Below are 13362 nucleotides of genomic sequence, written 5' to 3'. Positions count from 1 at the left end.
GCGTCACTTCGCGCTGGCGGCGAGCGGCTTCACGACGACCGTCGCGTTTGGCAATGCGCCGAACGACGACGGCGCGTAGAGCGCTTCCACACGCGTCGGCGGCAGGCCGAACGAACCGGCGTTATTCAGCCGCATCGTGTATTCGACTTGCAGCTTGCCCTTCGGCAGATAGTCGTAATACGCGCGATACCCTTCGAATCCGCGTTCCACGAAGGCCGGCCACGAACCGCGATCCGGCTTCTCGCCGGAAGTCGCCGCTTCCGAGTCGCGTCCGAGACCGGAGCCGAGAATGGTCGCGCCAGCGGGAATCGGATCGTTGACGACGACCCAGGTCATGTCGCTTTGCGCGTCGATGTCGAGATGCACGCGCACGATGTCGCCGCGCGAGAGCACGCCCTTCACGGCGGGATCGACCGGCGTCACCGTCTTCACGATGCGATAGCCCGCCGCGAACGGCGCCTTCAACGCGACGGCCGCAAGGCTTTCGATGGTCGCCCATGGTTTGCCCGTGCCGTCTTGCGTCAACGTGAGCGAGCCGGTTGACCACGGCAGCAAGCTGCTGCGCGTGTTGACACTCTTAGTGATCGGGGTCGCCGACGACGACGCCGATGCAGGCGCGGCAGCGCTCCAGTCCACGCTCTGTGTCGCCGCGCCCAGCGCAATGTTCGTGCGTCCCGTGACCGGCGTGCTTTCGAAAATTTGCGAGAAGCGTCCCACCGCGAGCGAGCCCCAAAGATTGGCGGTCGTGGTCTGCCATGCGCCGTTTTTCTGCAGCGCGAGGAGGCCGGCCACGAGGCGCGGCATCTCGTCCTTCCACGCGGGCGCGTTTGCGAAGATGAGTGCGGTGCGCGCGGCGTTGGTTTCGCTGCCAGTCATGAGCCACCAGAGATCGTCGTCGCGTTCGGTCGAGAACGTGAGACGCGTGCCCTGATACGTGAGCCGCGCACGGATGATCTGCTCGGCCTGCGCGCGTTTCGCTTCGCGATCGGCGATACCGTCCACGCGCGAAAGTATCGCGTAGTAGTCGAGCACGGCCGAGGTCGGCCATTGATCCGGCGCGACGGTGATCGAACCGAGCATGCGCGGCTGGGCGAGACCGTAGCGCGAAAGCGCTTCGATGGCGGCGAGCTTTTCGAAGTCGAGGTCGTTGCGCGGCGCCCAGAACTTGCGTTCGAGCTTGCCGTCGACGAAATTCGCGAGACCGGCGGCGAGCTGATCGCGCAATTCCGCGGGCATCGCAAAACGGCGGTCGAGCTTCGACGCTTCGTCCGATACCGCGAGCAAGTACGCGCTGAGCGTCGGGCTGCCGGTCGGACGTTCGTCGTCGTAGGGCGGGAAGTAGTTCGCGAGACCGTCGCGATCCAGATACGACGGCATGCGCGTGAGCACGGCTTGCCATTGCGCTGCGTCCATGAGGCCGAGCGCGCGCGAAGTCTGCTGTTCGAGGCAGTTATACGGATAGCGTTCGAACCAGCGTCGCACGCCGGGCAAGCCGTCCGCGAGCTTCGGCTGCAAGGACACCGCGATACCGCCGCGCACGGCGCCGTTGCTCGACGTGCTGGCATCGGCGGGCGGCGCGACGGGCACGCTGAACGTGCCGTCCACCTGCGCGATGGTCGCTTGCTGCGTCGTGACCGGAATGGCCGCGACGACGCGCTGCTGCAGCTTGACGGCATCGCTCGCGGGCTTCGTGGCCGAAGCGCTGCCTTGCTCCACCGCGCTCACGTCCCAGGCGAGACTCGCCGATGCGTTCATGCCGAGCACGTCGGGCGTGGTCACGTCCCAAGCGACTTCCCGCGACGATTCCGGCGCGAGTTCCACCGTGCGTGCATCGAGCGCGAGCGAACCGGCGTGCGGCGTGACGACGACGCGCATGGTGCGCTGCGTCGTGTTGCGCAGCGTGAACTGCGCATGGAATGCGTCGCCCACACGAACGAGCGGCGGCAACCCGGAGATGAGTTGCAAGTCCTGCGTGCTTTGAATTGATGCGCTGCCCGTGCCGAAGCGTCCCGCGCCCACCGCCGCGATGGCGACGATGCGAAAGCGCGTGAGCGCGTCGTTCAAGGGCACATCGACGGATGCTTCTCCGTTTGCATCGAGCGTAACGCGCGGATTCCACAGCAGGAGCGTATCGAAGAGTTCGCGCGTGGCGCTATGTCCGCCGCCGCCGCCCGCTGGCACTGCCTTGCGCCCGAAGTGCCGCCGCCCGATGATCTCCATCTGCGCGGTCGATGTTTCCACGCCGTAGGCGCGCTGCTGCAACATCGCGTCGAGCACGTTCCAGCTTTGGTTGGGCATGAGTTCGAGCAGGGCTTCATCGACGGCCGCGACCGCGATCTGCGTGCCTGCGGGCGCGGGCTTGCCGTCAGGCAACGCGACCTTGACCTTCACATGCGCCTTGGCGCGCACCGTGTACGACTTCGCGTCCGGCGTGACGCTCACCGCCAGTTTGTGCGATGCCGTGCCCACCTTGATCGATGCCAGCCCGTAACGAAACGCGGGCTTCGAGAGATCGACGAGCGGCGTCGGCGCCTGATATTGACGGCCTTCATACCAGAACGCGTGCGCCCATTCGACCGGCGCTTTCCAGCCCCACGTGAAGAACGAATACCACGGCACTTCATGGATACGTCCGCGCAACGCGAGCACCGACACGTAGACGTTCGGCCCCCACGCTTGCTCGACCTTCAGTTCGACGGTCGGGTCCTTGCCGTTCAGTTCGACCACATGGGTTTCGATGATGCCTTCACGCTCCACCGCGACGAGCGCAGTGGCCGAGCGGAAGGGCATGCGCACCTGGAAGCGCGCGGTCTCGCCGGGCTCGTAGCTGTTCTTTTCAGGAAGCACGTCGATACGGTCCGTGTTCTCGCCGCCGAACCAGAGTTCGTCTTCGCGCGTGACCCAGACCGACGTGCTCGCGTTGGCCGTGCGGCCATCGCCGTCTTTCGCGACGGCGATCAGATCGATATTGCCGGCGGTCTTGAGCTTGGCATCGCACGAGACGATGCCGTGATCGTCGCTCTTGCCGCTGCAAAGCGTGCCCAGGTCGTTCGTTTCGGAATGGTTGTCGTAGGCGTAGAAGCCGCCGACCATGCGCTTGCGCGAACTCGACATCACGCGCGCCATGCCCTTGATTTCGACAGATACGCCCGCGCGCGGCTTGCCCTGCAAATCGAGCGCAAGCGCTTGCACCGGCACCGAACCGCCGACCGACGCCCAATGTGCCGCCTTCACGCCCACGGCGACCGCGGCGGGCCAGAGCGTGGCGCTGCCGCTGATGGTCTGGATCTCGCCGTTCGGGTCGGCGAAGCTCGCTTCGAGCGCGAGACGCTTGGGTGAATCGACGGCGGGCAACGGCTTCACGATCAGCTTGCCGTCGCCATTGCGATCGAGCGTGACGCGCAGCTTGTCGGCGACGAGTTTCGTCGTGGTCTCCGTCTGCTGCTCGCTGTCCTCGTCCTCGGCGGGCGCGCTCGCGCCATCGTCCGCGGGTTTGCGATACGGCGAGAAGCTGAATGCATCGTAGTCTGAAGCGAAGGGCGGCGACGTGTCGCGCACGAGCGCCGACACTTGCACCCGCTGGTTCGATGCCGGGCCGCCTTGCACATATTCGAGGTGGACATCGACCGGCGCTTCTTGCGCGGCGATCAGACCGGCCGATTTGCTGTCGCCCGCCGAGACCGTGCCCTTGAACACCGGCAGACGGAATTCCTCGACGCGGAAGCTGCCTGTCTCGTACGACTGCGTGACATTGCTGCCTTCGCCGTCGTCGTCGCTCGCGTCGTTGGTGTCGCTGGCCGCGCCGTTATCGAGCGTCACGCTGTATTCGCCGAGTTTGGCCGCGGCGGGAATGGCAAAGCTCGAGTCGGCGCTGTGATCGGCGCTCCACGCGAGCGGCATGTGCCACGTCTGTCCGCTGCCGATATGACGAATCGTCACGCGCGTCGGATACTTCGGCGGGAAGCCGAAACCCTTGAGCGTTTCGACGCGCATCAGGTGCTTCATCGACACGGTTTCGCCTGCGCGCAGCAAAGTGCGATCGAAAATGGTGTGCGCGCGTACCGTGCGGCTCGTGCTCATGTCGGTCGGCACGTTGAAGCGCCACGATTCGATGCCGCGATTCCAGTCCGAGGTCACGAAGGCCATGTCGGGTCCGGTGACCGGATCGGTAACGCGCGCCGAGACGAAGAAGCCGCCGTACGACAAGCTGTTCTCGTTGCATTCGCGGATGGCCGCGAGCGGTTTGCCGATGGTCGCGAGCCCTTGCGCATCGGTCTTGCCGGTGGCCACTTGATCGCCGTTGCAGTCGGTCACGCGTACATCCGCATTGGCGACGGGCTTGGCCTTGTCGAGCGTCGTCACCCAGACGAGACTGTTCTCGCGCCCTTGCTTGAAGTGCACGCCGAGGTTCGTGACGAGCACCGACGTGCGCACGAACATCGACTTGTTCTGACCCATCAACGACGCGCCGAGCGCCGGCGACGCCAGTTCGACGACATAGAAGCCCGGCTTCGCGAGCGGAATGCCGACGACTTCGAAGGGACGCAGCGCCTTGGGATCGGCGGCGGGCAGCGTGAGCGTTTCGACGCCCGCGCGCTTTCTCAAGAGCGAAAGCGAGCGAATGTCGATGGTCGGATCGCGGCTCACGGTGCCGTCCGATTCCGGCACGATGACGGGCGCGATACCGTTCTTCAAAAGCGAGGGCATGCGCGCTTCGATCGACGAGCGCGACATGCCGATGCCGTCGAACAAATCGACGTTGCGCATCCATTGGCGGATGTCGGTGTCGGCGTCGAGTCTGAGCTTGGTGATCTGCGAGGTGCCCGAGTCGAGCCCTTGCACGTGCAGGTCGGCTTCCACATGGCGCAGCGTGACCGGCAACATGGCGGGCATGTCCGGCTCTGCAAAGCGCTCGATGATGCCGAACGTGCCCGACGAGAACTTCGCGAGCGACGGCATGGGCGCGGTCGCGGTCTTGAGCGGGAAGAAGTCGGCGTTGGCGAGCGTGCGGCCGCTCACGTCCTTGAGATTGGCGGGCGCCTCGATGGTGAGATCGGTGCGCTCCGGCAGCGGCGCGGCGAATTCTACTGCTTCGACTTCCGCGTCCTTGCTGTCTTCATCGAAGTGCGGCGCGACCGTGCCTTTGGGACCACGCAACGCGAACTTCTGGGCGTCGGCGCGGCTGATCGGCGCGGTGAACATGAGCCTGAGCGGGCGCAGCGGCGTGCAGGGCGCGTTCGCGTTCTCCCGTTCGCACGTGAAGCTCGCGGAAAACGGATCGCGCACCTTGTAGTCGAAGCGCTTCTCGACATCGTTGGGCATGCCGCTCGGCCCGGTGACGCCCGCGCCGTAGACGAGCTGCATTTTCGAGCCGGACGGCAACGTTTGCCCGCATGCGAGCGTGAGCACGCGGTCGCTTTCCTTAGCGAGTCCGAAGTGTTTGAGAAGCGCGCCGCGCGTGGCGTCGTCGGCCGTCCTTACGGGAATGCGGTTGCCGAGTGCGCTCGATTCGCACCAGACGTGATCGAGCACCGACGCTTGCGTGGCCGGGCCGTTCAACCGCAGCACGAAGGTCTGGTCTTCCTCGATATCGCCGTAACTCGGCTCGACGCGTGTAACGAATGGCCCGCCCGTCTGAAACGCGAAGTGGCTGGGACCGGACAGCGCGTTGCCCGCGCTGGATTTCAGGCCGCTGTTGAGGTCGATGCCGCAGCGCACTCCTGGCGGCAAGTCCGCGTTGAAATCGTAGGCCCAGGTTTTTTCGTCGATCCAGCGCGCGCCGCCGGCGGTGGCCGCGGCGGGCGCGCCGCTACAGGCGAGCTTGCCGGGCGCGGCGGCGCTCGGACTGCCGAACGCGATCATGGCTTCGTCGAACTTCACGACGACCTGACGCACTTGCGCGACCTTGCCTTGTGGCGACACGGTCACGACGCGCGCGGCATCGGCCCGATACATCGCGACGCTCATGCCGAAAGCGGCGATGAGGGTGGTTGCGGCCAGAATCCATTTTTGTTTTTTCATGACGCGGCTCATCCACTCGTTCCGAGTAATTCTTGTCCGCGCGATTTTACTGGAGCCCTACGCGATTCTTGCGACGAATCGGTTGCGTTGACGCATTTCGGCGATTCTCAGCGCGTCGCCACGTTGCGATGCCGCGTACTCACGCGCCGCCAGTACAGAAAGAGGCCGACGCCCGCCACGCCGAGACTCACCGTATTGGCTATCCAGAAGCCGCGCGCGCCTTGCAGCCACTCGGGCACCATGCCGCCGACATCGAAGCCGAGCAGATAGCCGCCGCCGAGGCCGATGCCCCACAGCGCGATCGCGTAGATGACGGTCGGCACGAGCGTGACCTTGTACGCCCGCAGGATGAACGCCGTGGTGATCTGCAGCGCGTCGCAGAGGTGATAGAAGAAGATGATGAAGACGAGCGGCATCGCGGCGGCGATCACGTGGGCGTCGGGCGTGTAGGCGGCGATGATCTGCGGCCGCGCGGCAAGCAGGATCACGCCGTACACCAGCGCCAGCACGCACGCCATGCCGATGCCGTGCCGCGAGATCGAGGCCGCGTCGTCCAGACGCTTTGCGCCGAGCGCCTGCGACACCAGCGTCGACGACGCGATCCCGATGGCAAGCGGCGTCATGTAGAGCACCGCGCCGAGGTTGCCCGCGATCTGATGTCCCGCGAGCGTGGTCGTGCCGAAGCGCGAGATGAAGAGCGCCATGAACGTGTACGACGTCACTTCGATGAGATACGAAAGCCCCATCGGAATGCCGAGACGCAGCAGCGCCATCTGCCGCTTCCACACGGGCCAGCAAAAGCGCGCGAAGATGCCGAACGGCCGGAAGAACTCCACGCGCAGCAGCACCGTGATTCCGACGATGGCGAGCGCCCAGTTGATGAGCGTGCTCGCAAGCGCGCAGCCGGGACCGCCGAGCGCGGGCACGCCGAAACCGCCGAAGATGAACCAGGTATTGAGCGGAAACTTGAGCACGAGCCCGCCGACTTGTAGAAACATCACGAGCCGCGGTTTGCCGACCGCGTTCGCCAGCGAACTATACACGCGAAACACGAGACTCGCGGGCAGCCCGAACGAGAGAATGCGCAAGTAGTCCACCGTGCGGTCATGTAGCGCGGGCGGCGCTTTCGCGAGACTCAGCAGCGGTTCGGGAAAGTAGAGCAGCACGAAGCCGATCACCATGAGTACCGAAGCGAGCCACAGCGCCTGCCGCGTTTCCTCGCCGATTTCCGCCTCGCGGCCCGCACCGAAGAGTTGCCCGGCAATCGGCTGGAGCGCGACGAGAATGCCCGTCAAGCCGATATACACCGAGATATAGACGGACGAACCGAGCCCGAGCGCCGCGAGATCGGTGGCGGAGAAGCGGCCGACCATCGCGGTATCGATCACGCCGAACGCGATCACCGCAAGCTGGCCGATCAGCACGGGCCAGGCAAGCGCGCCGATCTTGCGGACATCGCTCAGCATGCCCGTGGCGGCTTTGGAAGACACGGCGGCGCCCATGCGCTATTGCACCCGGCGCAGGCTTTTCGGACGCAGCGGCTTCTTGACCGGCGGCGTGGGGCGCGCAATGCGCACGTAGAGGCGGAAGCGCTCGTCGCGGTCGGCCACGCGCCGGCCTTCCCAGACGAGCTTCCATTCGAACGCCGAGATGGACGGCGGATCGCCGTAATCCGCGCGATCCTGACGCAGCACCACGTCGCAATCTTCGTCGAACGCGAAGTGCATGCCGCCGAAGTACGCGAAGGTGGCGATCTGCGCGTCGCCGAGACGTGCGGGCGAGATGCAGTTGTAGTCGGGCGGAAGATGATCGGCGATCTGCTCCGCGACATCGCGATACGTCCGGCTGTAGTTGACGACCGGCAGCCATAAAGTCATGAGCAAGACCCACATCAGCGTGGTGCCCGCGCTCGATAGCACGACACTGCGCCACAGCACCTTCGGATGGCGTGCAAGCCGCCAGCGCGCGAGCAGGAACCAGCACGCCGTCACCGCGACCGCGCAGACGAACGAAATGAGTTTGAATTCAGGATGAAAACCGGGCGCGAGGCGCGCGAGATTGCGGGCCATGGGCGCGGGAAAGCCGAACATGCCGGCCGTCCACACGAGCCAGACGAGCGTGCCGATGATCGTGAAACTGAGCATGGCGAACCAGTCGATCGCGTTGATCGCGCCGCGTTTCAAGGTCGGCAGCGCGAAAGTCGCGAGCACGGACAGCGGCGGCAGCAGCAGCAAGAAGAGGCGATTGGTTTCGCGCGCCTGCAGCACGACGAGCACGAGCAGCGGTCCGATCACGGACAAGGGCACGGCGACGTGCGGCGAGCGGCGCATGCCGCCCCAGCTCACGAAGGCCCAGATTGCAAGCGGCCAGGCGGGCCAGGTGAAGAGCGGCAGGTTCTTCATCGCGTAGCCGAATACGAGCGACGGCGGCCCGGAGAAAGTATCGAAGCTGTTGCGCCACCATTGACGCAGCCACCATTCGCCGTCGTCGGGGAAGAAATGCAGCGTCGGCAGCACCCACGCGGCGATCAGCACGACGGCGACGGGCAGGCCGTAGATCAGCAGCGGCGCGGCGCGCACCTGACGCACGATGATGGTCATTGCAAGCGTGCATAGCAAAAGCGCGAACACCAGCACGGGCGAGCTCGACAAGCCGACCACGCCGATTGCCGCGCCCCACACGAGCGCACCGTGAATCGGCTTGTCGATGCTGCGAACGAGGCCGTAAATGAGCATCGCGGTGCCGGCGAACTGCGCGAGCTGCGGCGTGGTTTCGTGACCGCGCTCGGCGAGCCCGAAGCAGGCGAGGAGAATCAGCAGGGCGCCGTCGGCGAGCGTGCGGCCGTAGTCGCGCGGCTCGGGTTCGCCGCCGAACGCGTATTTGAATGGCTGGGCTTCGTCGCGCCGGCCAAGCAGATAGGCCGTGTACCAGACGAACGCGCACGCGATGGTGAAGAGCAGGCCCGTGACCACGCGGGAGGCGTTGCTGGCATCGACCCACGGACTCAGGATCCGGATCGACGATGCCCCGAGCCAGTACATCAGCGGGCCGTCGCCCGTGAGCGCCTTGCCGACGAGATTGGGCAGCAGCCAGTCGCGCGCGTCGCCGTTGGCCATCGTCCACATCACGCCGAAGCCCGCCGCGTCCTCGTTCTTCCACGGGTCGCGGCCGAACAGCCCGAACGACGCGTAGACGATACAGATGGCGAGCAGTAGCCAGCGCGGCAGGGCGCTGGTGGCGGAGGCGGTCAGACGAACGACAGATCGCATGCGTGAGGGCTTATCGAGAGAAACGGGCGGTGCGCCGTGCGTTGGTGCGTGCGGGTAGGTTGCCAGGTGCGTGCAAGCGCGGCGGGGGCCAGAGCATCCGGCATTGTAGACGCGCGCCTCGGAGTGCGTCAGTGTCGACGGGCTCGCGGTAACGCCGTGCAACAACCCTTACCGTTTTGCCGTGCAGCATCATGGAAACGGCAGAGACAAAAAAGGGCAGCCAAGAGCTGCCCTTTTTGCTGAAGCGGTGGTCCGTCTTACTTCTTGGTGGAGAAGCGAGCGAACTTGTTGTTGAACTTCTCGACGCGGCCTGCCGTGTCCATGATCTTTTGCTGACCGGTGTAGAACGGATGCGATTCCGACGACACTTCGATCTTCGCGAGCGGGTACGACTTACCGTTGAATTCGGCGGTTTCGCGCGTCTGGATGGTCGAGCGGGTCACGAAACGGAAGTCGTTCGACATGTCGACGAACAGAACTTCGCGATAATTCGGGTGAATGCCTTCTTTCATGGTCTTTCCTGGTATCTGGCGGTAGCCAACCCGTTGCGTCTTGAGTCAAGGCGCTCGCGAGTCACTTGCCTAGGGTCGAAAAACGGCGATTATGCCAGAAAATCAGACCCTTGACATCTTTTTGGGAAGCTTTAGAAGAGGGCGCCGACGCCCGCCGGGTCCTGCCGGTAATAGCGCGCAAGCAGGCGATACAACTCGGGATACTCCGCTTCGAAGGGTTTCGGCGTAACGAACAGCGCCTCGCTGCAGACCGCGAAAAACTCGGATGGATGATCCGTCGCGTAGGGATCGATCAGCGATTCGCGCTCGAAGCGGCCGAAACGGCGCTGCGGCACCGCGTCGACGCGGGCGCAGAATTGGTCATAGGCGTTATCGAAGACATCGGCCCATGCGGTCGAGTCGAGCGGCGCGTGCCAGCGTCGATAGAGCGGCGGATGACCATCGGCCTCGCCGTTCACCATGTCGATCTTGTGGGCGAATTCGTGGATCACCACGTTGTAGGCGTCAGCGCCATCGGCCATCTGGGCATCTTCCCACGAGAGCACGACCGGGCCGCCTTCCCATGCTTCGCCGCTGGCATCGTGTTCCACTTCGTGCACGACGCCGTCCTGATCTTCCACCGTCTTTTTGATGACGAACTCGCCCGGATAGACAATCACGCCGACCCAGCCGCGATAAAGGTCGAGACTGAGGTTGAGGACGGGCAAACAGGCTTGCGCGGCGATGGAGACGATCATGGCGTCGGTCAGTTCGAGATCGTGCGCGGTCGAAAATTCCTTTTGCGCGATGAAGAGACTCGCGGTCTCGCGCAGACGTTCGAGGTCGGCCGGATTCAGGTGGCCGAAGCACGGATAGGCATCGAGGGTGCGCCGCCACAGGCTTTCGTCGATCGCGTATTTGCGCAGCGTGCGCTCGCGGCGTTGCGCGCCGAACCAGCGGGTGAAGGGATTGGTCATCGATCGAGGCGTTGGAAGCGCGATAGACCGGATTGTACGGATGGGGGAGGATCGTGGGCAGAATGCGCTGCTTGCGGGATCGGCTGGAGCTGTCGCCACGCGGATAGAGTGGCCGGCAAACGCGAATCGACACCAGCCGACAGCGACGACATAAAAAAACCGCCTGACCAAAGGCAGGCGGTTTTTTCTCGACGCATAAGCGAATGGCAAATCAGCTGCCACCACGCCGCATCAAGTCGAAGAACTCGGAATTGCTCTTCGTCTGACGGATCTTGTCGAGCAGGAATTCCATGGCTTCGACTTCGTCCATGTCGTGAATGAACTTGCGCAGCACCCAAACCTTTTGCAGCAGGTCCGGCTTGATCAGCAGTTCCTCGCGGCGCGTGCCCGACTTGTTCAGATTGATCGACGGATACACGCGCTTTTCCGCGAGACGCCGTTCCAGGTGCACTTCCATGTTGCCGGTGCCCTTGAACTCTTCGTAGATCACGTCGTCCATGCGGCTGCCGGTTTCGATCAGCGCGGTGCCGATGATCGTGAGCGACCCGCCTTCCTCGATATTGCGCGCGGCGCCGAAGAAGCGCTTCGGACGCTGCAGCGCGTTGGCGTCGACACCGCCCGTCAGCACCTTGCCAGAGGCCGGCACGACCGTGTTGTAGGCGCGCGCGAGACGCGTGATGGAGTCGAGCAGAATCACGACATCGTGCTTCATTTCGACCAGGCGCTTGGCCTTTTCGATCACCATTTCCGCGACTTGGACGTGGCGCGCGGCAGGTTCGTCGAAGGTGGAAGCGATTACTTCGCCCTTGACCGAACGCTGCATTTCCGTGACTTCTTCCGGACGCTCGTCGATGAGCAGCACGAACAGCACGATATCCGGGTGGTTCGACTTGATGGCATGCGCGATGTGCTGAAGCATCACCGTCTTGCCCGACTTCGGCGACGCCACGAGCAGACCGCGCTGGCCCTTGCCGATAGGCGAGATCATGTCGATGATCCGGCCGGTGACGTTTTCCTCGCCGCGCATTTCGCGCTCGAGCGGCAACGGCTTATTCGGATGCAGCGGCGTGAGGTTCTCGAACATGATCTTATGTTTCGAGGCCTCGGGCGGCTGCCCGTTGACTTTGTCGACCTTCACCAGCGCGAAATAGCGCTCGCCGTCTTTCGGCGTGCGCACTTCGCCTTCGATGGTGTCGCCGGTGTGCAGATTGAAGCGGCGAATCTGCGACGGGCTGATATAGATGTCGTCCGTACTCGCGAGATACGAAGTCTCGGGTGAACGCAAGAAGCCGAAGCCGTCGGGCAGCACTTCGAGCGTGCCGTCGCCGAAAATCGTGTCGCCACCCTTGGCGCGCTTTTTAAGTATGGCGAACATGAGTTCCTGCTTGCGCAGGCGGTTCGCATTTTCGATCTCGAGGCCATTGGCCATCTCGATCAGTGCAGACACGTGCTGAGACTTGAGCTCGGATAAATGCATACGGATTTCCCGCCAGGGAGAAGAGGTACGACAGAAAGATTTGGGAGAAGAGGTGAGCGGAACCGCTCTAGGACTTAGTACTTCTTGAACTCTTGTAATTCTAGCATAGCACACGCGACGCGAGCCTTAGGTTGGCCGGGGGCGGGGCTTTGGCGCCGATGTTGTCGGTGGACAACATCGGCGCTGTGGTTCAAGCGCGGTTCAAAGGCCGACGATGCTGGCTCCGAACCGGTCGAGCTATTACAGGTTGCTGTCCAGGAACGCGGTCAACTGCGACTTCGACAGCGCGCCGACCTTCTGCGCGGCCACTGCGCCGTTCTTGAACAGGATCAGCGTGGGGATACCGCGCACGCCGAACTTCACCGGCGTCGATTGATGCTCGTCGACGTTGATCTTCGCGATTTGCAGGCGATCGCCGTAATCCTTTGCGACTTCATCGAGGATCGGGGCAATCATCTTGCACGGACCGCACCACTCGGCCCAGAAATCGAGCAGAACAGGTTTGTCCGACTTGACGACGTCTTGTTCGAAAGATGCGTCGCTGATGTGCTTGATTGATTCGCTCATTGTCTGAATACCTCTATTGATTCGAGGCCCGCGTTTGAATGCTCGCCACGATACACCAAAACAGTAAAAGATTTTCGTCGCCGCTTGGGCGAGACGAAGCCGGCTTACCACGTCTGACGAGCCTTGCGGACTGGCCGCATGGACGATGAAGCATGCGCCGCACGTGATTCAACGCTCATCTTAGCTTAATTTGCTATCTGTCGCCGATGCCGATAGGCGCCGTCGCGCAGCCCTTCATCGCTCAATTGGAGGCGCATTCGGGCAAATGCAAGCGGAGCCGCATGCAGTCGGCGACGTGCTCGCGAGGTCTATCGGGCGCGGCTATCGGCGTGATATGATTCGACGTGACGGGCCTCCTCGCATGGTGGCGCGGTCAACCTGGTCAGGTCGGGAACGAAGCAGCCACAGCCGCTTTCCACCAGTGCCGAGGGTCGGGCTCGTCACCTTCCGCTTTATTTGCCTTTTTCCGGCTTCAATCTCCGCGGTTTCCTGCTTCACTCTCCTCTAGTTTTTAGTCGATTCGCTCGCATCTACGCGACTTGAATCCGCTTCTTTACGCG

The 13362-nt window shown here is 63.7% G+C and carries 7 protein-coding genes and 1 other RNA gene; 1 reads left to right on the top strand and 7 read right to left on the bottom strand.

Annotation, left to right across the window (positions count from 1 at the left end; all coding sequences use genetic code 11):
• Positions 1–3: 3 nt before the first annotated feature.
• The 7 genes from NCT04_RS08530 to trxA form a co-directional block, all read right to left on the bottom strand.
• On the bottom strand, positions 4–6033 hold the full coding sequence (locus tag NCT04_RS08530) for an Ig-like domain-containing alpha-2-macroglobulin family protein (protein ID WP_250464984.1): 6030 nt from the start codon (positions 6031–6033) through the stop codon (positions 4–6).
• 95 nt (positions 6034–6128) lie between these two features.
• A complete protein-coding gene (locus tag NCT04_RS08525; RefSeq protein ID WP_250465062.1) occupies positions 6129–7487 on the bottom strand; it encodes an MATE family efflux transporter in 1359 nt (452 codons plus the stop codon).
• 39 nt (positions 7488–7526) lie between these two features.
• Positions 7527–9290, bottom strand: coding sequence for an ArnT family glycosyltransferase (locus NCT04_RS08520; RefSeq protein ID WP_250464983.1), 1764 nt, complete (start codon positions 9288–9290; stop codon positions 7527–7529).
• Between the two features lie 257 nt (positions 9291–9547).
• Positions 9548–9802, bottom strand: a complete 255-nt coding sequence (locus NCT04_RS08515) for a type B 50S ribosomal protein L31 (protein WP_016345518.1) — start codon at positions 9800–9802, stop codon at positions 9548–9550.
• Positions 9803–9933: 131 nt separating this feature from the next.
• The gene (locus NCT04_RS08510; RefSeq protein ID WP_250464981.1) at positions 9934–10758 is read right to left on the bottom strand and encodes a M90 family metallopeptidase; all 825 of its coding nucleotides are present in this window, start codon (positions 10756–10758) and stop codon (positions 9934–9936) included.
• 211 nt (positions 10759–10969) lie between these two features.
• Positions 10970–12235 (bottom strand): transcription termination factor Rho, encoded by a 1266-nt coding sequence (gene rho, locus NCT04_RS08505; RefSeq protein ID WP_244825353.1) that lies wholly within the window; start codon positions 12233–12235, stop codon positions 10970–10972.
• Positions 12236–12475: 240 nt separating this feature from the next.
• Entirely contained in the window at positions 12476–12802 is a 327-nt protein-coding gene (gene trxA, locus NCT04_RS08500) for a thioredoxin TrxA (RefSeq protein ID WP_008349330.1), read from the bottom strand.
• Positions 12803–13148: 346 nt separating this feature from the next.
• Between trxA and ffs the strand changes: the two genes are divergently transcribed.
• Positions 13149–13247: signal recognition particle sRNA small type (gene ffs, locus NCT04_RS08495), an RNA gene on the top strand.
• The last annotated feature ends 115 nt before the right edge of the window (positions 13248–13362 follow it).

This window comes from Caballeronia sp. GAFFF2, assembly GCF_023631485.1.
Lineage (GTDB): Bacteria > Pseudomonadota > Gammaproteobacteria > Burkholderiales > Burkholderiaceae > Caballeronia.
The sequence above is the reverse complement of the archived record's forward strand: the minus strand, read 5'-3'. Positions and strand labels throughout refer to the sequence as shown.

Coding starts and splice junctions, on each gene's coding strand:
- NCT04_RS08530 (WP_250464984.1), bottom strand. CDS start 6,033: ATGAGCCGCGTCATGAAAAAACAAAAATGGATTCTGGCCGCAACCACC.
- NCT04_RS08525 (WP_250465062.1), bottom strand. CDS start 7,487: ATGCTGAGCGATGTCCGCAAGATCGGCGCGCTTGCCTGGCCCGTGCTG.
- NCT04_RS08520 (WP_250464983.1), bottom strand. CDS start 9,290: ATGCGATCTGTCGTTCGTCTGACCGCCTCCGCCACCAGCGCCCTGCCG.
- NCT04_RS08515 (WP_016345518.1), bottom strand. CDS start 9,802: ATGAAAGAAGGCATTCACCCGAATTATCGCGAAGTTCTGTTCGTCGAC.
- NCT04_RS08510 (WP_250464981.1), bottom strand. CDS start 10,758: ATGACCAATCCCTTCACCCGCTGGTTCGGCGCGCAACGCCGCGAGCGC.
- rho (WP_244825353.1), bottom strand. CDS start 12,235: ATGCATTTATCCGAGCTCAAGTCTCAGCACGTGTCTGCACTGATCGAG.
- trxA (WP_008349330.1), bottom strand. CDS start 12,802: ATGAGCGAATCAATCAAGCACATCAGCGACGCATCTTTCGAACAAGAC.